The organism is Phyllobacterium ifriqiyense, assembly GCF_030817885.1.
In the GTDB taxonomy this organism is placed as follows: Bacteria; Pseudomonadota; Alphaproteobacteria; order Rhizobiales; family Rhizobiaceae; genus Phyllobacterium; species Phyllobacterium ifriqiyense.
The window spans coordinates 2581160-2606298 of the sequence record NZ_JAUSZT010000003.1 but is presented as its reverse complement, the minus strand read 5'-3'; the positions used below and the strand labels follow the sequence as shown (position 1 = coordinate 2606298).

The following is a 25139-nucleotide window of genomic DNA, read 5'->3' as shown; positions in this document are numbered from 1 at the left end:
AGATAAACAATGCCTTATTCAGCGTCGGCTGCGACGCGCATGGAAACGATTGAGTCAGGATCCTGCACTGGCTCGCCGCGCTTGATCTTGTCTACATTGTCCATGCCTTCAATGACCTGACCCCAAACCGTATACTGACGATTGAGGAAAGCAGCATCATCAAAGCAGATGAAGAATTGCGAATTGGCTGAATTCGGGTTCTGGGAACGAGCCATCGAGCAAGCGCCACGACCATGATTGGCGTTGGAGAATTCGGCCTTCAAGTCTGGCTTATCCGAACCGCCCATACCGGCACGCGATGGATTGAACGAGCTGCCGCCCTGCTTGCCGAACTTGACATCGCCGGTTTGCGCCATGAAACCGTCGATCACGCGGTGGAATACAACGCCATCATAAGCGCCTTCGCGTGCCAATTCCTTGATGCGCTCGACATGTCCAGGAGCAAGATCTGGATACAGTTCGATAACAACATTACCCTTTGTTGTTTCCAGCAGGATGGTATTTTCTGGGTCTTTATAAGCCATTTCAGGCAATCTCCTTGTTAGTAATTATTGGCCAACTGTGACCTTGAGCATCTTGTCCGGGTTATCGACAGAACCATTATCCGCCTCAGAACCCTTCTTGATTTTGTCCACGGCTTCCATGCCGCTCGTCACCTTGCCGACGACCGTGTACTGGCCGTTGAGCGATGGATATTCGGTGAACATGATGAAAAACTGCGAGTTTGCGGAGTTTGGATTTTGCGAGCGGGCCATACCCACCACGCCCCGAACAAACGGCTCCTTGGAGAATTCCGCTGGAATATCCGGGCGGGTTGAACCGCCAGTACCGGCGGCGGCCTGGTTGTATCCCTTTTCGGTATTGCCATACTGAACATCACCGGTCTGGGCCATGAAACCTGGAATCACACGGTGGAACACGACATTATTATAAGCACCCTCTTTGGCGAGCGCCTTGATCTGCTCAACATGTTTTGGCGCAAGGTTGGGGAGAAGCTCCACTTTGACGTCACCATCCTTGAGTTTGATCGTCATTGTGTTGGCATCGTCAGCCCAACTCGAGTTTGCAGTAGCAAAAGATAGAGACGTAACGGCAGCAACAAGCAATGCTGTGCGGAATACGGACATGAAAGACTCCAGATCAGGATTTGAATTTAGTCTTGAGCGCATCAGCGACAAGCGCGGGAACAAAGTGCCGGACGTCGCCGCCCATGGACGCAATCTGGCGGACCAATGTGGCAGTAATTGTGCGGACCGATGGATCAGCGGGTAGAAACACAGTTTGCAGTTCCGGTGCCATCTTGCCATTCATGCCAGCCATCTGCATTTCGTAGTCGAGATCAGTGCCGTCACGCAGGCCCCGCACCATCAGCGAAACCTTGTGTTTGCGGGCAGCATCAATAAGCAGTCCATCGAATGCTACGACCTTGATCCTGGCACCATCCTTGCCCAGTACATCGAGAGCAACCTGTTTAATCAAGTCCATTCGCTCTTCAAACGAAAATAATGGTGCCTTGCCCGGATGAATACCTATGGCAACGAACACTTCGTCGGCAAGTCTCAGCGATCCTTGCAAGACATCTATATGGCCATTGGTGATGGGATCGAATGATCCGGCATAGATTGCTATCGTCATGAGCGCTTACTAGCGGTTTTGCCAAGGGGTTTCAATGGCCCGAACCAATTGCCCTGAACAGGGAATGAACAAGCAGATCAGTAAGCATTCATCCCCTTTCAACTATGCGTGAACCCAAATGGTGAAACCATTTCATAGTTACTGCGTTGTTAACCATGAAATGAACTGTAATGATCCCGAAGGGAAGACCAATGTTTATTCTTCTGAGTATTGCCATGATGATTGCAATGGTAGTGTCCGCTATCATTATGATTGTTGAAGAAAACAAAAAACGGGAAGCTCCGTTAAGAACCTCCCGCTTTGGTGTTTATCACATACGCGATAACTAGGTTGTCGCGTATTATTCTTCGTTGGCACCTTGATCTGACGTCGGTGTAACCACTTCTTCTCCGACCGTCCCCTCGTCCTCAATGTCTTCGGACTCGGTTTCAGAGATACGCTCCACTGAAACGACCTTTTCACCATCGGCAGTATTGAAAATGGTGACGCCCTTTGTGGACCGTCCGGCAATTCGAATGCCGTTTACGGGGACCCGAATGAGCTGACCGCGATCGGAAACCAGCAAGATTTGATCCGCTGCTGCGATCGGGAACAAAGCTACCAGCTTACCAATTTCATCCGTCTTTGACGTATCGGTGGCGCGAATCCCCTTACCTCCGCGGCCCGAAACGCGGAACTCATAAGATGATGAGCGCTTGCCATATCCAAACTCACTGACCGTCAACACTGTCTGTTCACGATCGCGAAGTTCTGCATAGCGTTCAGCCGAAAGGCTGGTCAGTTCAGTTGCCTCTTCGCCAACCAGTGCGATTTCCTCAACATCATCAGCACCTTGCGCCCGGCGCTCCGCTGCCGCCTGCTTCAGGTAAGTCGAACGCTCTGCCGGACTTGCATCCACATGGCCAAGAATTGCCATGGAAATGATCTTGTCTCCCGGTGCGAGGGTAATACCGCGCACACCAATGGAGTTGCGACCGACAAACACACGAACATCGGTTACCGGGAAGCGTATGCACTGTCCGCCAGCGGCTGTCAGCAGCACGTCGTCAAACTCGTTGCATGTATCGACGCTGAGAATTTCATCGCCTTCTTCTTCCAGCTTCATCGCAATTTTACCGTTGCGATTGACCTGAACAAAGTCTGACAACTTGTTGCGACGAACCGTGCCACGTGTCGTCGCGAACATGACATCGAGATTTGCCCAGCTGGCTTCATCCTCGGGCAGAGGCATGATCGTCGTAATGCGCTCGCCCTGTTCGAGCGGCAGCATATTGATCAGGGCCTTGCCGCGCGATTGCGGCGTGCCAATTGGCAAGCGCCAGACCTTTTCCTTATAGACAATGCCGCGTGACGAGAAGAACAGCATAGGCGTGTGCGTATTGGCGACGAAAAGCCGTGTTACAAAATCTTCGTCCTTCATCGACACACCGGAGCGGCCTTTGCCACCACGACGCTGGGCGCGATAGGTGGCGAGTGGCACGCGCTTGATATATCCGGCGTGACTTACCGTAACCACCATATCTTCGCGGGCGATAAGGTCTTCATCATCCATATCTGCGCCGCCCTCCGTCAGCACAGAGCGACGGGGCGTTCCAAACTCATCACGAATGGCGATAAGTTCGTCCTTGACGATGCCCATGATGCGGGTACGTGAGGCGAGAATTTCAAGATAATCGGCGATTTCAACACCGATCTTATTCAATTCATCAGCGATTTCATCGCGTCCGAGAGCTGTCAGCCTCTGCAAGCGCAGATCAAGAATGGCTCGGGCCTGCTCTTCTGACAGATTATATGTGCTGTCATCATTCAACTTGTGACGAGGATCGGCGATCAATGTGATCAAAGGCGCAACATCATTGGCTGGCCAACGACGCTCCATCAACTGATCGCGTGCAGTCGCTGGATCTGGAGCTTTCCGGATGAGCGCGATGATTTCGTCAATATTCGCCACAGCAATGGCAAGACCAACCAATACGTGTGCACGGTCGCGAGCCTTGCGCAGCAGGAATTTAGTACGGCGGCTGACCACTTCCTCGCGGAAGCTGACAAAAGCGCGCAATATATCGAGCAGGTTCAAAAGCCCGGGCTTGCCGCCATTCAATGCCACCATATTGGCACCAAACGAGGATTGCAGCGGGGTAAAGCGGTAAAGCTGGTTCACGATGACATCGGCAACCGCGTCACGCTTCAACTCAACCACAACGCGATAGCCGTCACGGTCCGACTCATCCCGGATGTCCGAGATGCCTTCAATCCGCTTTTCACGGACAAGATCGGCCATCTTCTCGATCATCGTCGCCTTGTTCACCTGAAAAGGCACTTCGGTAATGATGATCGCTTCGCGATCGCCGCGCATGCTCTCGATGGCAACCTTGCCGCGCATCAAGATAGAACCACGCCCGGTGCTATAGGCCGATATGATACCGGAGCGGCCGAGGATCAAACCGCCAGTCGGGAAATCTGGACCGGGGATATATTCCATCATTTCCGGCAGGTCGATTGCCGGATTGTCGATCAAGGCAACGCAACCATTGATGACTTCAGTCAGATTGTGCGGGGGTATGTTTGTCGCCATGCCAACGGCAATACCGCCGGAGCCATTGACGAGCAGATTGGGGAAGCGCGCCGGCAGAACCGTTGGCTCTTGCTCGCGGCCATCATAATTGTCCTGGAAGTCGACAGTTTCTTTGTCGATATCGGAGAGCAAAGACTCCGTAACTTTTTCAAGACGGCATTCGGTATATCGCATCGCAGCCGGGCTATCGCCATCGATGGAACCGAAGTTTCCTTGCCCATCCACGAGCGGGTCGCGCAGCGACCAATCCTGCGCCATGCGCACAAGCGCATCATAAATCGAAGCATCGCCATGAGGATGGTATTTACCCATCACTTCACCGACAACACCGGCGGACTTACGATAAGACCTGTTCCAGGAGAGGCCCATTTCATTCATCGCATGAAGAATACGGCGATGAACAGGCTTCAAGCCGTCGCGCACATCAGGTAGCGCACGGCTGACGATCACGCTCATTGCATAATCGAGATAGGAACGCTGCATCTCCTCGATGATGGAAATGGCTTCAATACCGGAGCCAGGTCCGGTCTTGTCGTCTTCTGGGCCAGGAGGTGGAGTTAAATCAGACACGAGGCACTCATCTTTCGAATAGAATCAATCTTTGATCTTATAGCGGCTTTCCAAACCAAATGCCAATTAACACGTCGGTAATGCACAGATGAAAACCCTTTAAAATCAAGAACATAAAATGGAGTTTCTCATGCAGTGAAAAAGTTGCATAAGGATTTTCATCTTTATCGACGCTGAACAGCAAATCCGGTAAGTTAAGGCGGGGACAGCCATGGGCTTGCATGGCATTAATCAGAAAAGAAAAGCAAAATCGTGGCATTATATGACACAATTCTAAATGCGCTCGTTACCCTCATGGTAACGATTGATCCGCCGGGGCTTGCTCCGCTTTTCCTCGCCCTTACTCAGGGCATGAACAGGAAGGAACGCGGCCAGGTTGCGTTGCGCGCCAGCCTTACAGCGTTCATTGTACTCACGGTTTTTGCAATTGCAGGCGCGCAAATATTGGCGCTTTTCGGCATAACGCTCGGAGCTTTCCGCATTGCCGGTGGCCTGCTCTTGTTCTGGATTGCCTTTGAAATGATCTTTGAAAAACGTCAGGACCGCAAGGAAAAGAGCGCCGCCGTCGCAATCACCAAGGATCACATTCGAAATATTGCAGCCTTTCCTTTGGCAATACCACTTATTGCAGGCCCCGGAGCCATATCGGCAACGATCCTGTTGGCCGGAACGATGGCCACTCCAGCTTCGCGTATCGCCCTTATTGGCGTTATTCTCGTATGTATTGCCTCGGCTTATCTCGTCTTTTTCGTTGCGGAACGTGTTGATCGTTTTTTGGGAGAAACGGGACGTTCGATCCTGACACGCTTGCTGGGCGTGATCCTTGCCGCGCTGGCAGTGCAGTTCGTTGCGGATGGCATCAAGACGTTCATTACGACCTGATCAAATAGCCCGAGCCAACCACTATAGCGGCTTGTCTTCTTCCGCAGCTTCCCGCTGAGTGATCAGGCGGGCACTGCGTGCGCCGGTGAACGATATCCATAGCCAGCTTAATGCAACGGCGAGCCGGTTGCGCACACCTATCAAAAAATAGATGTGCGCCAGTCCCCACAACCACCATGCGGGGTAGCCCTTCAACTTTATGAATCCGAAATCTGTCACCGCAGCCCGCTTGCCTATCGTTGCCAGATCGCCTGAATGTCGATACCGGAAAGGCTTCGTCGCAGTATCGCCAGCAAGGCGCGCCTTGATGATTTTCGCAACATGCGCACCTTGTTGCTTGGCCGCAGGTGCTATTCCCGGAACAGTGCCCTTATCGCCATTTGCCACCGTTGCGGTGTCGCCAATGACAAAAATTTCGGGGTGACCTGGTGCGGTCAGGTCAGGATTAACGGCAAGGCGCCCTGCCCGGTCTGCCTGCGCATTCAACCATTTGGCGGCTGGCGACGCCTGAACGCCTGCTGCCCAGATGATTGTTTTTGCGCGCAGGGAATGTCCTGCAAATTCGACGCCGTCTGCATGACATTGGGTTACCGGATTGCCGACATGCACGATAACGCCGAGCTTCTCGAGCGCCCGTTGCGCATAGGCAGAAAGATCCTCGTTAAATGCGCCGAGAACACGCGGACCGCCTTCGATAAGCACCACGCGGGCTGTGGCTGGATCAATTACGCGAAAATCACCCTTCAATGTATCACGTGACAAGTCAGCCAAAGTTCCGGCAATTTCCACGCCGGTTGGTCCGCCGCCTATGATTACGAATGTGAGAAGTTCCTGGCGCTTTGCCGGGTCAGGTTCGCGTTCAGCTTTTTCGAATGCCGTGAGAATACGCCGGCGGATCATCGTGGCATCTTCGAGCGTCTTCAATCCGGGAGCATAGGGTTCCCAGTCATCGTGACCAAAATATGCATGCCGCGCACCAGTAGCCAAGACGAGCGTGTCATAAGCAATCACCTCGCCGTCGAGCGTCGAAACAGTTTTTGAGGCGGTATCAACCCCATCGACTGTTCCCAGCAGTGTCTTCACATTCTTGAATTTGCGCAAAAGATGCCGGATCGGCCAGGCAATTTCGGAGGTCGCCAGCGTTGAGGTTGCGACTTGATAAAGCAGCGGCTGAAACAGGTGGTGATTGCGCTGATCGATCAGCGTCACATCGATATCGACATTGCGAAGGTTTTGAACTGTGACCAGACCACCAAAACCTGCGCCGACGATCACGAGGCGATGACGAGATGCAACTGGTGTTTCGACTTGTGTCATAACCGGGCTCCGATGCACTATCGCGACTGGTCTAACAGACCAGCCTTTCCACGACAATTGCGTCAAACGCCGGACAGCAATGCGTTATGTATTGGTCCCAGTGAGCCGCTTCAGGCTGCCACTGTTGGCTTGACCTGCATGTGCTTATCGAAAAGGGACGCACCAATATTGCGAGCAGTATTGAAATGTTGAAGCGGGTCTCGCGAATCTGCCTCCAGCAGCCGTGTCGATGATATGACACGAGCCCCGCAATAATCGAAAATCCCATGATCGATCTGTCTTTCCATAGCGATATCATAGCCATGTTTCTCATAAGTCCTCGCGTCTGCGCCACCTATGCCGACGAGATGGATTTGAAGATGGCCAAGCTTTTTCGACAGCTTCCCTTCGAAATTGTCGTCATATGCCCAACCATTCGAGAAAACACGATCGATCCAGCCCTTGAGCAAGCCCGGCATTGACCACCAATAGACCGGAAATACGAGTACCAAACTGTCTGCCCGGTCTATCCGCGCTTGCTCGGCCGCTACATCCGGCGGCGTCTTGGCACGTCGTTTGTGGGAAGCGATATCTGCCTGGCTAAATCGCGGATCAAAACCCTCTGCAGCAAGGTCTGCGATCTCAAATGTATGGGAGCCGCTCTGCGACAGGCCTTCGCCAATCTTTAACGCAATGCTGTTGGTCAGTGATTTGGATTCTGGATGCGATGTAACAATAAGCGCATGCATGTCGATTACTCCATGATTAGAGATTGTGGAACCGGCCGAAACCTTATATACTTTTAGTAAGTTACTTTTGGTATATAGTGATGTCAAGCTCAGTTTCAAAAAACTCCTCATCTCAAACATCTCCCCGCCAGCGTCTTTCCCGCGAGGCGCGCCAGCGGCAATTACTGGATGTTTCATGGAAATTAATTCGTGACGAAGGTACGGAAGCTTTGACGCTTGGTCGCCTGGCTGAGTTGTCAGGTGTTACAAAGCCCGTTGTCTATGACCATTTCGGCACAAGGCCAGGACTTCTCGCGGCCCTTTTCAAAGAGTTCGATGCGCGTCAGACCGTTATAATGGATGCGGCGCTTGAGCGTGCCGCACCCAATCTTACCGACGTCGCCAAAGTGATCGCCTCGTCTTATGTTGATTGCGTTCTTACACAGGGACGCGAAATTCCCGGTATCACTGCCGCATTAAAAGGCTCGCCGGAACTTGATAAGATAAAGCACGACTTCGAGGCCGTGTTCATAGAAAAGTGCAGGCATCTGTTAAATGCGTTTACCGGCGCAGAAGGTGTTTCATCGGCTGGGCTGTGGGGAATGCTCGGAGCTGCAGAAGGCTTGTCAAATGCTGCAGTAAACGAGGATATCGCTCCTGCTCAGGCAAAAGATGAGCTCTATGAAATCATTATTTCAATGGTGAAGCGCTCCGGAAACTAGGAGCAGTTGTTTTCTCATCTAAAAACAAACATCGGGCAGTCTTGGACTACCCGATGCCTGCATAATAATGAGAATACGATCAAGTCCGGTCTTTTGAACTCAACTCAGAACGGGATTTCATCATCGAGATCGCGTGAGAAATTACCGCCGCTCGAGCTTGAGGATCCGCCTGCATTGGACCGGCCAAAGTCGGAGCCGCCACGATCGTCGCTCATTTGTCCGCGCCCGGAATTGCTCTCGAAGGACCGACCGCCGCCAGCTCCCGCACCTTCTCCGCGTGAATCCAGCATCTGTAGTTCACCCCGGAATTTTTGCAGTACGACTTCGGTGGAATAACGATCATTGCCCGTCTGGTCCTGCCATTTACGGGTCTGAAGCGCGCCTTCCAGATAAACCTTCATACCCTTCTTAAGGTACTGCTCGGCAACTTTTGCGAGATTGTCATTGAAAATCACGACGCTATGCCACTCGGTCTTTTCCTTGCGTTCGCCGCTATTCTTGTCGCGCCAGCTTTCCGAGGTCGCAATGCGTAGATTCACGACGGGATCACCTGAACCGAGCCGCCGGACTTCTGGATCAGCGCCAAGATTTCCTACCAAAATGACCTTGTTGACACTGCCTGCCATGTTCAAAACTCCACAAATTCCAATTTTAAATTTTGCCTATCATACAGAAGCCATGGACGTGGCGGGCAATTGATTGCCACTATCCACAATATACACCTCATATCGGCATCGTCTGCTGCGATCACTCTCCTGCCAGATTTGTCAGGAGACATTTTTCGATCATACAGCCGACTATCTCAGCTCAAAGCGTCCTTTTACAATCAATTCGCAGCCGTATACATCCGGATATGGCGAAGGCCGCTGTCAATATTATTTGTTCTTTCTTTGTTCTAACACTTGCTCTAATAATGTCAACATGGCTATGGTGATTCAGGATGGTTGATAAAGTCCGGCCTCGTAAATTATCCATGAAGCACTAGATAAAGGGAACTGTTCTCTTAAAGAACAATTCCCCATAACAGCATGCCCTCTTAAAGGCGAACCGACATGAGCGATCAGAAGTACATTTCCATTCGCGGCGCGCGCGAACATAATTTGAAAAATATCGATCTTGATCTGCCGCGCGACAAGCTGATTGTCATGACCGGCCTTTCGGGTTCGGGCAAGTCTTCGCTCGCCTTCGATACGATCTACGCAGAAGGCCAAAGACGCTATGTCGAAAGCCTGTCGGCCTATGCCCGGCAGTTTCTGGAGATGATGCAGAAGCCGGACGTGGATCAAATTGACGGTCTTTCTCCGGCAATTTCGATTGAGCAAAAGACAACCAGCCGCAACCCCCGCTCAACTGTGGGTACAGTCACTGAGATTTACGACTATTTGCGCCTGCTTTATGCGCGTGTTGGTGTCCCTTATTCACCGGCAACAGGCTTGCCTATCGAAAGCCAGACCGTCAGCCAAATGGTGGATCGTGTCATGGCTCTCGAGGAAGGCGCCCGTCTATTCATCCTTGCGCCCATAGTACGCGGGCGTAAGGGGGAGTATCGCAAGGAGCTTGCGGATCTGCAGAAACGCGGTTTTCAGCGCGTGAAGGTCGATGGTATTTTTTATGAAATTGCCGATGTTCCGGCACTCGATAAGAAGTACAAGCATGATATCGACGTTGTGGTTGACCGCATCGTCGTCCGACCTGATATTTCCGCACGTCTTGCCGATAGCCTCGAGACCTGCCTGAAGCTTGCAGATGGTATCGCTGTCGCAGAATTTGCGGATAAGCCGCTGCCTGCTGATGAAACCTCGAGTGAATCAGCCAATAAATCCAAGAACGAAACACATGAACGCATCATGTTTTCGGAAAAATTCGCCTGTCCTGTTTCAGGCTTCACCATTTCGGAGATTGAACCGCGCCTTTTCTCGTTCAATAATCCCTTCGGTGCTTGCCCGACCTGCGATGGCCTGGGTACTCAAAAAGCGATTGATCCGACGATGATCATTCCTGATGAGGCTCTGACGCTCAAGAATGGTGCAATTGCGCCTTGGGCAAAATCGAGTTCTCCTTATTACAGCCAAACATTGCAGGCGCTGGGCGAAGCCTACGGTTTCAAGCTCGCAGATCGCTGGCGTGATTTGAATGAAGAGGCGCGCGAAGCCATACTTTACGGCACTGGCAGCCGTGAAATTGCATTCTCCTATGATGATGGTTTGCGATCATATCGCACAACAAAATCTTTCGAGGGTGTCATTCCCAATTTGGAACGCCGCTGGAAAGAGACGGATTCAGCATGGTCGCGCGAAGAGATCGAGCGTTTCATGTCTGGCACGCCTTGCCCCGCTTGCAAGGGTTACCGCCTGAAACCCGAGGCTCTTGCGGTAAAAATTGGCGGTCTGCATATCGGCCAGATTACTGAAAAATCCATTCGTCATGCGGATGCCTGGTTCAGCGATATTGATAAAAGCTTCAATGAGAAACAGACAGAAATCGCTGCGCGCATTCTTAAGGAAATTCGCGAGCGTCTGCGCTTCCTGAATGATGTCGGCCTGGACTACCTGGCGCTTTCACGCAATTCGGGCACTCTTTCCGGTGGTGAAAGCCAGCGTATCCGCCTTGCATCGCAGATCGGTTCCGGTCTGACTGGTGTTCTCTATGTTCTGGACGAGCCATCCATTGGCCTGCATCAACGCGACAATGAGCAGTTGCTGAAGACTTTGCGTCATCTGCGGGATCTCGGAAATACGGTTATCGTTGTCGAGCACGACGAGGATGCGATTTTGACCGCGGATTATGTCGTCGATATCGGTCCGGCCGCCGGTATTCACGGTGGTCAGATAATCGCCGAAGGCAGTCCAGCGGACATTATGGCCAGCCCGAAATCCTTGACCGGCAAATATTTGTCAGGCGAAATCGAGGTGGCCGTGCCGGCAGAACGCCGCAAGGTCAATAAGAAACGGATTAAAGTTGTCGGCGCGCGTGGCAATAATCTGAAAAATGTCTCGGCAGAAATTCCGCTTGGCACCTTCACCGCTGTAACCGGCGTGTCGGGTGGCGGAAAATCCACCTTCCTTATCGAGACATTATTCAAGGCCGCCTCACGCCGGATCATGGGCTCCCGCGAGCATCCTGCAGAGCACGACCATATTGATGGTCTGGAATTCCTCGATAAAGTCATCGATATCGATCAATCGCCAATCGGACGTACACCCCGGTCCAATCCGGCAACTTATACGGGTGCGTTTACTCCAATCCGTGACTGGTTTGCGGGTTTGCCTGAAGCCAAGGCGCGTGGCTATCAGCCGGGTCGTTTTTCGTTCAACGTCAAAGGCGGGCGCTGTGAAGCCTGTCAGGGCGATGGCGTCATCAAGATTGAGATGCACTTCCTGCCGGATGTCTATGTCACGTGCGACGTATGCCATGGCAAGCGCTATAATCGCGAAACGCTGGAAGTTCTGTTCAAGGGCAAATCAATCGCTGATGTGCTCGATATGACTGTTGAAGAGGGTGCGGAGTTTTTCGCCGCCGTTCCTGCCGTTCGCGATAAGTTGCAAACATTGGCGAAGGTCGGCCTCGGTTATATTCATGTCGGGCAACAGGCAAACACGCTTTCCGGCGGTGAGGCGCAACGAATCAAACTCGCCAAGGAACTGTCCCGCAAGGCAACTGGCAGAACGCTTTATATTCTTGATGAGCCGACAACAGGCTTGCATTTCCATGATGTAGCCAAGCTTCTTGAAGTTTTGCATGAGCTTGTGGATCAAGGCAATACGGTGGTCGTGATCGAGCATAATCTCGAAGTCATCAAGACCGCTGATTGGGTGATCGATCTTGGTCCGGAAGGCGGCGACGGCGGCGGTGAAATCGTAGCGGTTGGTCGTCCTGAGGATATTGTCGATGTTGAGCGTTCTTATACGGGTCAATTCCTGAAGGAGCTTTTGCGGCGCCGTCCGGGACATAGGGTGCAAGCAGCGGCGGAATAGCTGCTTCCAGAGATGTCGTGGCGTTGGTCTGGATACGGTCAGGGAGGAAACTATGACTGCAGGAACTATTCGGGCGGGCATCGGCGGCTGGATATTTGAACCTTGGCGCGGGACCTTCTACCCGGAAGGTCTTTCAAAGGCCAAGGAGCTTAATTATGCAGGACAGCATCTCCAGACGATAGAAATCAACAGCACCTATTACGGCACGCAAAAACCGGAGACCTTCGCCAAATGGGCTGGCCAGGTGCCGGATGGTTTCATTTTCTCCGTTAAAGGAAATCGTTTTGTCACCAATCGAAAGGTGCTGGCGGAGGCTGGAGAGTCCATGGAGCGATTTATCAAATCGGGACTTGCAGAACTTGGTGACCGTTTAGGACCGCTTATCTGGCAGTTCGCGCCGACAAAAAAGTTTGATATTGAGGATTTCGGCGCTTTTCTCGACCTTCTTCCCCGAAAGGAAGCGGGCTTGCCGTTGCGGCACGCGGTTGAAGTGCGCAATCCATCTTTTATCGATCCTGATTTTATTGCCTTGGCACGCAAGAAGAACGTGGCCATCGTCTATGCCGAGCATTTTGAATATCCGGAGATCGCTGATGTGACGTCCGATTTTGTCTATGCACGACTTCAAAAAGGCGATGATAATATTGAAACGGCTTATTCAACTGACGCATTGGACAAGTGGGCTGAGCGAGCGCAATTATGGGCCAAAGGCGGGGTGCCGGATGATCTTCCCTTGGCTGCTCCCAACGAGAAGACGCAGAAGCATCCTCGTGATGTGTTCGTTTACTTCATCCACGAAGGCAAAGTGCGCGCTCCGCAGGCAGCGCAAGCGCTCACAAGGCGAATCCAGTAAGTCACCGCCCCTGCCCGGCCTAATAATGTTGCAATTCGCCTAATTTTTAGGCTGCGCAACGGTCTGATTTGTGCATTCATGGTTCAATTCATCGACGGGAAATAAAATTCCCTCTGCCAAAGCGGCATTAAAATTGCCATTTCAAGAATATTCTTCAAAAGCGATGGAATTGGCACGCTTCATGCTTTTATGATGGGCAAGCGGGCATAGGCCCGCCGGTTATATAGGGAGATCGATCTCTGATGAAGAAAATCGAAGCCATCATCAAGCCGTTCAAGCTGGACGAGGTGAAAGAAGCACTGCAGGAAGTAGGGCTTCAAGGCATCACGGTCACCGAAGCCAAGGGCTTTGGCCGTCAAAAGGGTCACACGGAATTGTATCGTGGCGCGGAATATGTCGTCGACTTTTTGCCCAAGGTTAAAGTGGAAATCGTTCTCGGCGATGAATCTGTCGAAGCCGCAATAGAGGCAATTCGCAAGGCTGCGCAGACCGGGCGCATCGGCGACGGAAAAATCTTCGTCTCGAATATCGAGGAAGTCGTTCGCATTCGTACTGGTGAATCCGGTATCGACGCCATCTGATCCAACTGTTGCCGGCGATGAATCCGGTACCCAATCATCGTGCTTAATAAGGAAAATTGGTATGACGACTGCAAATGATATTCTCAAGCAGATCAAAGACAACGACGTAAAGTTCCTTGATCTTCGCTTCACAGATCCCAAGGGCAAGCTGCAGCATGTGACAATGGACGTTGCTGAAGTTGATGAGGATATGTTCGCCGATGGCGTTATGTTCGACGGCTCGTCCATCGCCGGTTGGAAAGCCATCAATGAATCGGACATGGTGCTGATGCCAGATACCGAAACGGTTCACATGGATCCGTTCTTTGCTCAGTCAACCATGGTTATTCTTTGTGATATCCTTGATCCGGTTTCTGGCGAATCCTACAATCGTGATCCGCGCGGCACTGCCAAGAAGGCTGAAGCCTATATGAAGGCCGAAGGCGTTGGCGATACAATTTTTGTTGGCCCAGAAGCGGAATTCTTCGTCTTTGATGATGTGAAGTACAAGGCTGACCCGTATAATACAGGTTTCAAGCTGGATTCAACGGAACTGCCTTCAAACGATGACACAGACTATGAGACCGGCAACCTCGGTCACCGTCCGCGTGTCAAGGGCGGCTACTTCCCGGTTCCTCCGATTGACAGCGCACAGGACATGCGCTCGGAAATGCTTACCGTTTTGACGGAAATGGGCGTGCGCGTCGAAAAGCACCACCACGAAGTGGCAGCTGCTCAACACGAGCTCGGCATCAAGTTCGATCACCTGACACGCAATGCCGACAAGATGCTTATTTACAAGTATGTCGTTCATCAGGTTGCCAATGCCTATGGCAAGACGGCTACCTTCATGCCAAAGCCGATCTTCGGCGATAATGGCTCGGGCATGCACGTGCACATGTCGATCTGGAAAGATGGCAAGCCGACATTCGCTGGCAATGAATATGCGGGCCTGTCAGAAAACTGCCTGTTCTTCATTGGCGGCATTATCAAACACGCCAAGGCAATCAATGCCTTCACCAACCCGTCGACCAACTCCTACAAGCGTCTGGTACCGGGTTATGAAGCTCCGGTCCTGCTGGCATATTCTGCGCGCAACCGCTCGGCTTCATGCCGTATTCCATTCGGCTCTTCGCCAAAGTCGAAGCGCGTTGAGATCCGCTTCCCTGATCCAACAGCAAATCCATATCTCGGTTTTGCTGCCATGTTGATGGCCGGTCTGGATGGCATCAAGAACAAGATTCATCCTGGTCAACCAATGGACAAGGATCTTTATGATCTTCCAGCAAAGGAACTCAAAAAGATCCCGACTGTCTGCGGTTCGCTGCGTGAAGCGCTCCAGAGCCTCGACAAGGATCGCTCCTTCCTCAAGGCAGGCGGCGTATTTGACGACGATCAGATCGACTCCTTCATCGAGCTGAAAATGGCTGAAGTGATGCGTTACGAAATGACCCCGCATCCGGTCGAATATGACATGTATTATTCGGTCTGATAGCGACCTCTGCATACGAAAAACCCCGGCTCACGCCGGGGTTTTTTATTGAGTCAAATCGGGCAAAATGCCTATACCGAAACCGCTTGCAATATTTGCACGGCGGCCTGCATTTCTCGCTTGCGTATATCACGGCGAATAGCGGCTTCGGCATCTTCTCCCCACTGCTCTGATGTCCAGTCCTCCTCCAGATGGGCAAGTTTCCAAGCCTCGTCGCCGGAGATTTTACCTTTGGCTACCGATAGCGCCAAAATGGCCGAACCCGTTAGGGTTGTGATCGTATGGAGCGCCGCAATCGCAAAGGGATCGGTAAAAGCTCCAAGGTGAACACCAAAAGCGCCAAGCGCTTCGCGTGGCTGCTCCACATGGATCACACCTTCGGCCAAGATAAAACGCGCATTAAGCACAGCCGCCGCCCAGTCGATAATCGGATCCCAGGACTCAGTCTGGCGTTGGACCAGACGTTGCGGAGAACCGGCGCGATAGCAAAGCATATCCGACGAGGCAAAACGCAAAACATCTTCCAGCACCGCCTGTGGATCATTGATGATACCGTCAATTGCTGTGTTGGCCAGTCGTGTTGCGGGCATCCGCGCCGGATCGATTTCCTTCTCCTGTGCGGTAAATTCGTCAGCGATGAGTTGTGCTGCGGCACGTGTTGGCAGAACCAGATTTTGCCGGGCGGGGGTTTTAACCACACGCCCATCCAGCTCCACTGAAAATCCGCCATCGCGCTCTGCAACAGCGGCCTCTTTGTAGAATCGCTTTGGCAGAGGCAGTTTTGAGGTTATTTGCGCACGGCGAACAGGGTCCGGATCGGAAAGCTCCTGTTTTGCATCCATGCTGAAAAGTTCATCGCGCATTGTTAAAGTCCATTTCTACGCCTGAGAGGTTATCCCTCTCAATTGTCTTCGTCTGCATCATTTTCGTCCAGACCCAAGAGGTTCCATGTCTGGACCATATGTGGTGGCAGAGGTGCTGTAACATCAATGATACCACCGGATGGATTTGGTATGCGAATGCGCCTTGCATGAAGATGCAGGCGATTTTGGATGCCGCCCGGAAATGACCAGTTTGTATCGGCTTCGAAATATTTCGGATCACCGATGATCGGGCAACCAATATGGGCTGCGTGAACGCGAAGCTGGTGCGTGCGCCCGGTGTAAGGCTCCATTTCAAGCCAGGTCAGCACCTGCCCTGCAGATTCAATAACCCGGTAGTAGGAAATCGCATGATCGGAATCCGGCTCGCCATGAGGGACAACGCGCATTCGGTCGCCATCTTCCGTTGCTTCCTTGGCTAGCCAGGTGGCGATTTTGTCTTCCCGCTTGCGTGGAATACCCTTGACCAGAGCCCAATAGGTTTTCTTGGTTTCACGCTCGCGAAATGCAGCGGTCAATGCCTGCGCGGCACCGCGCGTGCGGGCAACGACCAGCACACCCGAAGTATCGCGGTCAAGCCGGTGCACAAGCCGAGGCTTTTCACCTCTTTTGTTGCGCCATGCTTCCAGCATATCGTCCACGTGGCGGTTAACGCCCGAACCACCCTGAACGGCTAGACCCGCAGGTTTGTTGAAAACGTAGACTTTCGGATCTTCATAAAGCAGCATCTGCTTTAGAACATCGCCATCATCGCGACCGCGTATGCTTTTGCCGGTCAGATGGCCTTCAGCTTTGGAATCTACGGGCAGCGGCGGGATACGGACCGTCTGTCCTGCCTGAAGCCGCGTATCGGATTTGGCGCGCGACCCATCAATTCTTATCTGGCCGGAACGCAGCAATTTTTGCAAATGCCCGAAACCGAGGCCCGGATAATGTACTTTGAACCAACGGTCGAGGCGCATTTCCGCCTCACCCGTATCGACTGTTTTTTGTTCTACCGCTGCCATCAGCTCAAGCCTTTTAATCGCAGACCTTTAGATTCGGCGTGTCCTCAAGCGTATGAAACGCGGAAATCGCATCGAATGATTATTTATGGAATTACATAGGTCTTGCGGCAGCGCTTAGCACTATGCGACGGTTCTTGCGAGCCATAATCCTAAAAACACTGCGCAAATGCTCAATACGACGCTTATTAGCACGTAAAAAGCGGCGCTTGCCGTCTCGCCGCGCTGCCAAAGCATAACAACATCGAGCGAAAACGACGAAAAGGTTGTGAAACCGCCCAGTATGCCAACTGCAACGAACAGGCGAAGCTCTTCCGAACCCTCAAATCGCCGCGTTAGCAGTTCGATAAACAGGCCCATGATCAGCCCGCCAACCACATTGACCACCAACGTGCCATAGGGAAACGCGGTACCAAATAGACGTGTCATTGCCAGACCGGTGAGATATCGCAGAACCGAGCCAATGGCTCCTCCAGATGCGACCAGTAAAATTGCGTTCATGTTACATTCAGTTCGGCTGGATTAATTTGCGATCTCAGTAAGTTGACTCATCACGGGACGTTACGAGCCGTAGAAAAATGTTCCCGCTTACGACAGGGAACGATCAAGACTTTAGAGCATTTAATATTGCGGTGCACAAGAGTCTGATGCAGTGTCATTTCTACGCGTTAGTGGCGGACCAAGCAATCGGAGTGGCAAAGTGTCATTATTAAACATCTATTGGAGATCCCTCCAATATCTCGGCGCCGAAAAGCGCGCGACCATGTTTATATGCATCGCCAATATTGCACTCGCTGCAAGCATGATCGTAGAACCATGGCTTGCTGGCCGGGTGATTCAGGCTATCGCAACAAAAACCGCCATCATTCCCCCGCTTAGCCAGTTGGCTGCTGTGGGCTTGTTTCATATTGGTGCCAATGTTCTGGTTTCTCGTGAAGCCGACAGGCTGGCCCATCGTCGCAAGCTCGCCGTACTTACCGAATCCTACAATCGCGTGATCAGCATGCCGCTCGCTTGGCATCATCAGCGCGGCACATCAAACGCGCTGCATACATTGCTGCGCGCAATCGAAACTCTGTTCGGCCTGTGGCTCGAATTCATGCGCACCCATCTGGCAACTGCCGTTGGCCTGGTGCTGCTGTTCCCGCTTGCTCTCAGCCAGGATTGGCGTTTGACCTCAGTGCTCGTTGTGCTCGGCGTGGTCTATATGATGGTTGTCCGTGTCGTTACCAGCAAGACCAAGGATGGTCAGGCTCAGGTGGAACGTCATCACATCACAGCTTTCAGCCATGTCAGTGACTCCATGAGCAACATCTCGGTATTGCAAAGCTACAACCGTGTTGAAGAAGAAACACGGGCGTTGCAGACCTATACAAAGAACCTGCTGGATTCCCAGTATCCGGTTTTGAACTGGTGGGCTCTCGCCGCTGGTATCAACCGCATGGCCTCAACAATCTCCATGATCATCGTTTTGCTGCTTGGTTCTTATTTCGTCATGCGTGACGAGATGAATGTAGGTCAGGTTGTTGCGTTCACAGGTTTTGCCGGTTTGCTGATCGGCCGTCTCGACCAGTTGAGTGCCTTCGTGAACCAGATTTTCGCGGCTCGTGCCAAGCTTGAAGACTTCTATGCAATGGAAGAATCTGCTGCCTATGCAGTCGAGCCGAAGACTGTGCACGACATCGACAATGTAACCGGCGATGTGGAATTCGAAAATGTCTCGTTTGAATTTCCGAACTCTACGCAGGGCTTGAAGAATGTAAGCTTCAAGGCAAAGGCTGGTGAGACTGTTGCCATTGTTGGACCGACAGGTGCTGGCAAGACAACGCTGATCAATCTGTTGCAGAGGGTTTATGATCCCAAGGAAGGCCGTATTCTTGTCGACGATATCGACACGAAGACAATCAGCCGCCGCTCGTTGCGTAATGCCATTGCGACAGTGTTCCAGGATGCTGGCATGTTCAACCGCACGATTGAGGACAATATCCGCGTTGGTCGCCCCAAAGCTTCTGATGAAGATGTCTTTGCCGCTGCGGAAGCTGCCGATGCAAGCGACTTCATCCTGTCGAAGTCTGCAGGCTACAACACTGTTGTCGGCGAACGTGGCTCGCAATTGTCCGGCGGTGAGCGCCAGCGTGTGGCTATCGCCCGTGCGATCCTGAAGGATGCTCCCATCCTCGTATTAGATGAGGCAACGAGTGCTCTGGACGTTGAGACAGAGGCCCGAGTTAAGGTTGCGGTCGACAAGCTTTGCCAGAACCGTACAACGTTCATCATTGCGCACCGTCTGTCGACCGTCCGCGACGCTGACCTCGTACTGTTCATGGATCAGGGTGAAGTTGTTGAATCCGGCAGCTTTGATGATCTGGCCCGTCAGAATGGCCGCTTTACCTCGCTGCTGAAGGCTGGCGGTCTGAAGCTTGATGATGACACAGCCAATGTCACGCCCTTCCCGCGCAAGCCGGAAGCGGCCTGAAAGGGTGAATAAACAAAAGGCCGCTCATGAGCGGCCTTTTTCTTTTGCGGCGATACTCCAGTAGCGCCAAGGCAGGTACCAGGCGAAACGCTTATCAAGCGCTACGGGCACCGGGTCCAACCCGCTGGTGCCGCCCGGCCCACAACGGGCAAACCTGAACAACCCCATCCACCCGCCCGCCCAAAATCCATGACGCGCAATTGCCTCATAGGCATATTCCGAGCAGGTCGGCAAATGCCGACAGGAATTCCCGATGAATCCAGACAGGGTGAGTTGATAAAAGCGAACCAGCCCGGTTCCGATCAGGCGTCCCGGTGTCTTGGGCCATGGACCACCCCAATTGCGGGAATATTTTACCGGATGCTTATGCGCGGGATCATTGCACATCCCGTCAGGCTGCGGCTTCAGCGTTTTTTCTATCGATCTGATCAAGACAATCCACAACTGCATCGAAGGTCAACATTGTGGAGTTGTGCCTGGCTTTGTAATCGCGGACAGGTTCCAGAAATTTCAAATCTTCAAAGCGACCTTCCGGGGGTGGACCATTTTCTTTCAACATGCGCAACATCGTCAGGCGTAATGCGCGAAGTTCTTCGGGCGTTGCGCCGATCACATGACGGGCCATGATTGAAGACGAAGCCTGACCGAGCGCGCATGCTTTCACATCGTGAGCAAAATCGGAAACCACGCCATTTTCGACCTTGAGATCGACGATGACAGTGGAACCGCACAGCTTGGAATGCGCCTTTGCAGACGCATCGGGAGCGTCCAAACGGCCAAGCCGTTGAATATTGCCGGCAAATTCCAGAATTCGCGTATTGTAAACGTCATTGATCATGATTTGCCACTCTTGACACAGTGTTCATCTCAAAGGCGTCACAACTCGCCGTTGATGCTCTATGAATTTCCTATAGACTACCTATATAGTATGCGAGCAGGCCCTCATAAAGTCGCGTAGATTAATTTTGCGATGGCATGTATGCCTACGGGGTGGATGATTGATCCGCTCATGCTTCAATACACCGTCCGTTCCCGCGAGGAACGATTATCGTGTATTGCCGTTTAACTCGTCGCTCCTTTGAGGGCGACTACGGGAGATCGCGATGGATGCGGTAGTGAAAAACTTGCAGCCTATAACTGCAAAGCAAAATAATATTCGCCGACCAACTCAGGAAGAAGCAGAAGCAGCGGTACGCACCCTGCTTCTTTGGGCTGGCGATAATCCTGACCGCGAGGGCCTGCTCGACACGCCTGAACGCGTCGTCAAATCATACAAGGAACTCTTCTCCGGCTATGCACTCGATCCTGCTGATGTGCTGGGGCGGACCTTTGAAGAAATAGCTGGCTATGAGGATATGGTCCTCATTCAGGACATTCCTTTCTTTTCACACTGCGAGCACCACATGGTTCCGATCATCGGCAAGGCCCATGTCGCCTATTTGCCTGATGGTGAAAAAGTTGTCGGACTTTCGAAAATTGCGCGCGTTGTCGATATTTTCGCGCATCGCTTGCAAACGCAGGAAAGCATGACTGCCCAGATTGCCAGCGCGATACAAAGTTCCCTGCGTCCGCGCGGTGTTGCCGTCATGATCGAGGCCGAGCATATGTGCATGGCCATGCGCGGTATCCGCAAATCGGGCTCATTGACAACCACGACGACATTTACCGGATCGTTCAAGGACGAGGTCAATGATCAGGTTCGTTTCATGACCATGGTCCGAGGTCGTTGAGGACAAAATGGCAGAAACGTCTTTTCCTCGTCCTGCAGCGCATAATCATGACGTTGAAGAAGGCAATGTTTTCACCCCGCGGTTTGACGCTGCGGGGTTGATAACCGCTGTTGTTACCGATGCCAGGGACGGTGAACTTCTCATGGTCGCGCATATGAATGCCGAAGCTCTACAATTGACCATCGAGACCGGCATTGCTCACTATTGGTCACGGTCGCGGCAATCACTGTGGAAGAAGGGGGAAACCTCCGGCAATCTGCAAAGCGTTGTCGAGCTCGGCACAGATTGCGATCAGGATGCCCTCTGGCTGAAGGTTCGAGTAGCAGGAGACGGACCGACATGCCACACCGGCCGCAGGTCATGTTTTTATCGCAACATCGTTGCGCATGACGGAAAGCCGTCGCTGGTCATGAAGTTTTAGATGGCGTAATGCCTCGCATCTGCCGTTTTCTGCGTTTGTAGTCAGGTTTCATTGGTCAGCTAAGAATTGTTATTCACGCAATATTCAGCTTTTGGTTACCACAATCGAAATTGAATGAAAGTCCACGACTCTAGGAGTTCATGCCATGCTCGAATGGGCATCGCGCCGGACACGTGCGGCGGAATCTATCGGCATCAGCAATGCCACTGATGAGAAGATCGCAGCACCTGAAAGGCCCGTTCAAAGCAAAACACCCATAGCACTTGCTCTGGGAGGCGGAGCTGCTCGTGGTTGGGCGCATATTGGCGTGCTTCGTGCTCTCGATGAAGCGGGCATAGAGATATCGATGATCGCCGGCACTTCGATTGGAGCGCTCGTTGGCGGCTGCTATCTCGGCGGCAAGCTCGACCAGCTTGAGGAATTTGCCCGAAGCCTTACCAAGCGTGGCATTTTCAGTCTGCTTGATCTGCGATTTGGTGGAAATGGGTTGTTCGGCGGTATGAAGCTGGACCGGCGATTGCGTGACCATCTCGAAGAATTATCCATCGAAGACCTGCCCAAGCGGTTCATCGCGGTGTGTACAGAAATCAATACGGGTCATGAAATCTGGCTGACGCGTGGCAGCCTCATCACCTCGATGCGCGCATCCTACGCCCTGCCCGGCGTATTTGAACCCGTCGAGTGCAATGGCCGCATCCTTGTAGATGGCGCTCTGGTCAACCCTGTGCCTGTCGCCGTCTGCCGCTCCTATGAGCAGCCATTGGTCGTCGCGGTTAACCTGCATTACGATCAGTTTGGCCGTGCAGCGGTCATAAAACATAGCGCCGAGGCACCTCATCCGCAAACTGGCGATATTGAAAATTCCGGCTTGCGGCGCCCTGCTTATTCCAAGCGCCTGGGCATTACAGGTGTGATGATGGAATCGTTCAATATCATTCAGGACCGGATTTCACGCGCTCGCATGGCGGGCGATCCGCCGGATATCGCATTATTGCCAAAAGTTGGCAAAATCGGTCTTGCTGAATTCCATCGCGCCGATGAAGCGATCCGAAGCGGATATGAAGAGACCATGACCCGCCTCGGCGAGCTTGAGCGCATGCAAAAGCTTGTTTTCTAGTATCGGCATCACTCGCGGAAATGATGTCAATCAATACAATAGCATCGCGCTAAACGTAGGCCTTGCTTAAAAATTTCCACAGGCTGAACAATTTCTATTCCAGCAACTGCTGAAAAACAGACGGCATCCGTCGATTGGCCCACGCTGACAGTACTTGGTTCGCGTATTCCTGCGTAGTCTGCCCTGCAGGCAGCTCCAAATCATATCTCTGACCAACATGAATCCGATGATAATCATCGGCAGCGCTTCCCATCGGCCGATCTGCTCGCAATGTTTCCCTTTTTACGAGTTCATCAAGATCGCAATGAAGCCCGACGAAGAAAACATCGAACGGTTTGAAAAGCTGGGCCAGATTGGTGACCCACCAATCTTCCTCGAGAATATGTTCAAGCAAAATATTATTGCCTGCTGAAGCATAAGCCACGAGCGAACGATGAAATCCGTCAAAGAATTTGGTGCGATTCTCCCTCCAATTGAAGTCGCCGTTCCGAAAACGGTCCAGAGGCAACATCCCGGAATCACGGAGATGATCAATAGAAACATGCCAGAATGGTTCTGGCAGTTGTGCCTGAAGGACTCGCGCAAGAGTAGACTTCCCGCTGCTTGATGCCCCGTGGATAAAGATTATCTTTGCCGTCTTTTCCAATTCAAGCCTAATCCCCGTAATGAACCATTACGGTATTAGGTCGGCTTCATTGCAGCAAAATGAACCTCACTACGTCGATAAATCTAGAACTAAGCCGTCGCGATATAGCTCCGAATCTCTTGTGACTCGCGTTCCACTTCCTCGATTCGCAGCTTAACAACGTCGCCGATCGATACGATGCCATAAAGTTGGCCATCCTTTTCAACCGGCAAATGGCGGAAACGGCCTTGCGTCATCGTTTCCATGACCTGATTAATCGTATGACTTTCGTTGCAGACCTTGACCTTTATGGTCATTGTTTCTGAAATCGGCTTCCATAGAGCATCGGCACCGTCGGCCGAAATGGCGCGAACCACATCGCGTTCGGACAAGATACCTTTGATAGCCTTGTTCTGATCGCAAACGACAAGTGCGCCGATTTTGTGCTTGGCCAAAACCGTAATTGCATCCGCTAGCGACACATCAGGCGTAATGCTGAAAACGTCATAGCCCTTGCGTTCAAGAATCGATCTGACTGTCATGCGCATCCTCCTTACATGTTTGATTGCTGCATCTCCCCCGATGCTTTTAGCAACCTAACTCATCGTGCTTATATGTTGCACCCATTGCAAGTGCATTGCAATTGCGCATGTCGCCTCCATAGTTATCTTTGCACAAGAACACTCGGCTCAGATCGATTTGATAAACGCAATCCAATCTATTGATTATAAAACATCTTTTGCATTCAAAAATTGATTGCACGTATCAGGCGCGGTGCCGGTCAAACAGCGATATTCCGAAGAAACCGACGACAAATCCGCCTATATGCGCCTCCCAGGCGATCGACGCAGATTCCTCTACTCCCAATGATAAAAGCCCGGCCGCAATATTGGTGACAAACCAGACTCCAAGAAACGTCAGCACTGTGCGCATGCGCAGTGCAACGGCAATCGGCAATATGTCACCGACAAAGGCTGCCGAGTTGCGCGATGTTGAGCGACGAAATCCAAAACGCGCTGCAGCGCCCATCATGCCGGACACTGCACCGGACGCGCCTACCAGGGGAGCCATGCTATCAGGGTAAATAGCATAATGCGTCAATGCGGCGGCGATGGATGTCGCGATCCAAAAAAGTGTCAAACGCACCGGGCCAATGCGCGCTGCAAGTGGGGATCCGAATGCTGCCAGCCAGATCATGTTCAATGCGATATGAGCCACGCTTCCATGCATGAATGAATAGGAGATCGTCGTAAACCATGTCCACACGTCACCCTGGCCGCCCATTTGCGCAAAGCGTGCAGGAATAAAGGCATAGTTCCAGAGAAACTCGACAGCCTGTCCATCGTCAAGAATATAGGTCTGGTAGAGAAATACTGCGATGCAGATGCCGATAGCTGCGAGGATAATACCCGGAATGTTGAACATCGGCTCTCCGCCTGATGGTTTGTCCCGCGCTATGTCTGGTTCGGTCATTCTGTATCGGCCTCGTTTCGGTCCCGGCAAGCTATAGTATCAAGCCGGCAAGTGGAATCCCGGTTTTCGAATAATCCGATGCATAAACAGAAAGAAGGCCGCCCGGTTACGGACGGCCTTAAATT

General features: G+C 52.2%; 25 protein-coding genes. 10 read left to right on the top strand and 15 right to left on the bottom strand.

The genetic code is table 11. The features are described from left to right. Positions 1 to 14: 14 nt before the first annotated feature. The 4 genes from QFZ34_RS20390 to gyrA all read right to left on the bottom strand — a co-directional run bounded on the left by QFZ34_RS20390 (position 15) and on the right by gyrA (position 4693). Positions 15 to 524, bottom strand: a complete 510-nt coding sequence (locus tag QFZ34_RS20390) for a peptidylprolyl isomerase (RefSeq protein ID WP_115053142.1) — start codon at positions 522 to 524, stop codon at positions 15 to 17. 24 nt (positions 525 to 548) lie between these two features. Further along, complete coding sequence (locus QFZ34_RS20385; protein WP_115053143.1) at positions 549 to 1127, bottom strand: peptidylprolyl isomerase; 579 nt, start codon at positions 1125 to 1127, stop codon at positions 549 to 551. 13 nt (positions 1128 to 1140) lie between these two features. Beyond that, positions 1141 to 1635: a pantetheine-phosphate adenylyltransferase gene (coaD, locus tag QFZ34_RS20380; RefSeq protein ID WP_307284828.1), complete on the bottom strand. Its 495-nt coding sequence runs from the start codon at positions 1633 to 1635 to the stop codon at positions 1141 to 1143. 340 nt (positions 1636 to 1975) lie between these two features. Beyond that, on the bottom strand, positions 1976 to 4693 hold the full coding sequence (gene gyrA, locus QFZ34_RS20375; RefSeq protein ID WP_370878866.1) for a DNA gyrase subunit A: 2718 nt from the start codon (positions 4691 to 4693) through the stop codon (positions 1976 to 1978). Positions 4694 to 5032: 339 nt separating this feature from the next. On the opposite strand from gyrA, the gene QFZ34_RS20370 reads away from it, so the two are divergent. Next, positions 5033 to 5662 (top strand): MarC family protein, encoded by a 630-nt coding sequence (locus tag QFZ34_RS20370; protein ID WP_115053147.1) that lies wholly within the window; start codon positions 5033 to 5035, stop codon positions 5660 to 5662. A gap of 21 nt (positions 5663 to 5683) precedes the next feature. On the opposite strand, the gene QFZ34_RS20365 is transcribed toward QFZ34_RS20370, so the two are convergent. Both QFZ34_RS20365 and QFZ34_RS20360 read right to left on the bottom strand, forming a co-directional pair. Beyond that, on the bottom strand, positions 5684 to 6979 hold the full coding sequence (locus tag QFZ34_RS20365) for an NAD(P)/FAD-dependent oxidoreductase (protein ID WP_307284819.1): 1296 nt from the start codon (positions 6977 to 6979) through the stop codon (positions 5684 to 5686). A gap of 110 nt (positions 6980 to 7089) precedes the next feature. Continuing rightward, positions 7090 to 7707 carry an NAD(P)H-dependent oxidoreductase gene (locus QFZ34_RS20360; RefSeq protein WP_307284816.1) on the bottom strand — a complete coding sequence of 206 codons (618 nt, stop codon included), beginning with the start codon at positions 7705 to 7707 and terminating at the stop codon, positions 7090 to 7092. An 80-nt stretch (positions 7708 to 7787) separates the two neighbouring features. Here QFZ34_RS20360 and QFZ34_RS20355 point away from each other — a divergent pair, with 80 nt between their 5' ends. After that, the gene (locus tag QFZ34_RS20355) at positions 7788 to 8408 is read left to right on the top strand and encodes a TetR/AcrR family transcriptional regulator (RefSeq protein ID WP_115053150.1); all 621 of its coding nucleotides are present in this window, start codon (positions 7788 to 7790) and stop codon (positions 8406 to 8408) included. Between the two features lie 104 nt (positions 8409 to 8512). Here the strand turns inward: QFZ34_RS20355 and QFZ34_RS20350 are convergent, their stop codons facing one another. Next, positions 8513 to 9034 carry a single-stranded DNA-binding protein gene (locus QFZ34_RS20350; protein WP_115053151.1) on the bottom strand — a complete coding sequence of 174 codons (522 nt, stop codon included), beginning with the start codon at positions 9032 to 9034 and terminating at the stop codon, positions 8513 to 8515. Positions 9035 to 9460: 426 nt separating this feature from the next. On the opposite strand from QFZ34_RS20350, the gene uvrA reads away from it, so the two are divergent. From uvrA to glnA, 4 genes are all read left to right on the top strand, one after another. After that, on the top strand, positions 9461 to 12382 hold the full coding sequence (uvrA, locus tag QFZ34_RS20345) for an excinuclease ABC subunit UvrA (RefSeq protein ID WP_115053152.1): 2922 nt from the start codon (positions 9461 to 9463) through the stop codon (positions 12380 to 12382). 52 nt (positions 12383 to 12434) lie between these two features. Beyond that, positions 12435 to 13235: a DUF72 domain-containing protein gene (locus QFZ34_RS20340; RefSeq protein ID WP_307284810.1), complete on the top strand. Its 801-nt coding sequence runs from the start codon at positions 12435 to 12437 to the stop codon at positions 13233 to 13235. A gap of 242 nt (positions 13236 to 13477) precedes the next feature. Beyond that, a complete protein-coding gene (locus QFZ34_RS20335) occupies positions 13478 to 13816 on the top strand; it encodes a P-II family nitrogen regulator (protein ID WP_008123000.1) in 339 nt (112 codons plus the stop codon). Between the two features lie 61 nt (positions 13817 to 13877). After that, positions 13878 to 15287: a type I glutamate--ammonia ligase gene (gene glnA / locus QFZ34_RS20330; protein WP_115053154.1), complete on the top strand. Its 1410-nt coding sequence runs from the start codon at positions 13878 to 13880 to the stop codon at positions 15285 to 15287. 71 nt (positions 15288 to 15358) lie between these two features. Here the strand turns inward: glnA and QFZ34_RS20325 are convergent, their stop codons facing one another. From QFZ34_RS20325 to crcB, 3 genes are all read right to left on the bottom strand, one after another. Beyond that, entirely contained in the window at positions 15359 to 16150 is a 792-nt protein-coding gene (locus QFZ34_RS20325) for an ATP12 family chaperone protein (protein WP_307284803.1), read from the bottom strand. A 38-nt stretch (positions 16151 to 16188) separates the two neighbouring features. Continuing rightward, positions 16189 to 17175, bottom strand: coding sequence for an RluA family pseudouridine synthase (locus tag QFZ34_RS20320; protein ID WP_115053156.1), 987 nt, complete (start codon positions 17173 to 17175; stop codon positions 16189 to 16191). Between the two features lie 120 nt (positions 17176 to 17295). Continuing rightward, entirely contained in the window at positions 17296 to 17673 is a 378-nt protein-coding gene (gene crcB, locus QFZ34_RS20315) for a fluoride efflux transporter CrcB (RefSeq protein WP_115053157.1), read from the bottom strand. 199 nt (positions 17674 to 17872) lie between these two features. Here crcB and QFZ34_RS20310 point away from each other — a divergent pair, with 199 nt between their 5' ends. Beyond that, positions 17873 to 19648, top strand: a complete 1776-nt coding sequence (locus QFZ34_RS20310) for a glucan ABC transporter ATP-binding protein/ permease (protein WP_115053158.1) — start codon at positions 17873 to 17875, stop codon at positions 19646 to 19648. Between the two features lie 24 nt (positions 19649 to 19672). Here QFZ34_RS20310 and yidD read toward each other — a convergent pair whose 3' ends face one another. After that, the gene (gene yidD / locus QFZ34_RS20305) at positions 19673 to 20035 is read right to left on the bottom strand and encodes a membrane protein insertion efficiency factor YidD (RefSeq protein WP_307284796.1); all 363 of its coding nucleotides are present in this window, start codon (positions 20033 to 20035) and stop codon (positions 19673 to 19675) included. A 4-nt stretch (positions 20036 to 20039) separates the two neighbouring features. Continuing rightward, entirely contained in the window at positions 20040 to 20486 is a 447-nt protein-coding gene (locus QFZ34_RS20300; protein ID WP_307284793.1) for an iron-sulfur cluster assembly scaffold protein, read from the bottom strand. A gap of 265 nt (positions 20487 to 20751) precedes the next feature. On the opposite strand from QFZ34_RS20300, the gene folE reads away from it, so the two are divergent. From folE to QFZ34_RS20285, 3 genes are all read left to right on the top strand, one after another. Next, positions 20752 to 21378, top strand: a complete 627-nt coding sequence (folE, locus tag QFZ34_RS20295; RefSeq protein ID WP_115053161.1) for a GTP cyclohydrolase I FolE — start codon at positions 20752 to 20754, stop codon at positions 21376 to 21378. A 7-nt stretch (positions 21379 to 21385) separates the two neighbouring features. Continuing rightward, complete coding sequence (gene hisI / locus QFZ34_RS20290; protein ID WP_115053162.1) at positions 21386 to 21799, top strand: phosphoribosyl-AMP cyclohydrolase; 414 nt, start codon at positions 21386 to 21388, stop codon at positions 21797 to 21799. A 145-nt stretch (positions 21800 to 21944) separates the two neighbouring features. Further along, on the top strand, positions 21945 to 22916 hold the full coding sequence (locus tag QFZ34_RS20285; protein ID WP_115053163.1) for a patatin family protein: 972 nt from the start codon (positions 21945 to 21947) through the stop codon (positions 22914 to 22916). A gap of 94 nt (positions 22917 to 23010) precedes the next feature. On the opposite strand, the gene QFZ34_RS20280 is transcribed toward QFZ34_RS20285, so the two are convergent. The 3 genes from QFZ34_RS20280 to QFZ34_RS20270 form a co-directional block, all read right to left on the bottom strand. After that, positions 23011 to 23562: a phosphotransferase-like protein gene (locus QFZ34_RS20280; RefSeq protein ID WP_115053164.1), complete on the bottom strand. Its 552-nt coding sequence runs from the start codon at positions 23560 to 23562 to the stop codon at positions 23011 to 23013. Positions 23563 to 23651: 89 nt separating this feature from the next. Next, positions 23652 to 24083, bottom strand: a complete 432-nt coding sequence (locus QFZ34_RS20275) for a CBS domain-containing protein (protein WP_307284786.1) — start codon at positions 24081 to 24083, stop codon at positions 23652 to 23654. 223 nt (positions 24084 to 24306) lie between these two features. After that, positions 24307 to 25014, bottom strand: coding sequence for a rhomboid family intramembrane serine protease (locus QFZ34_RS20270; RefSeq protein WP_115053166.1), 708 nt, complete (start codon positions 25012 to 25014; stop codon positions 24307 to 24309). Positions 25015 to 25139 lie beyond the last annotated feature (125 nt).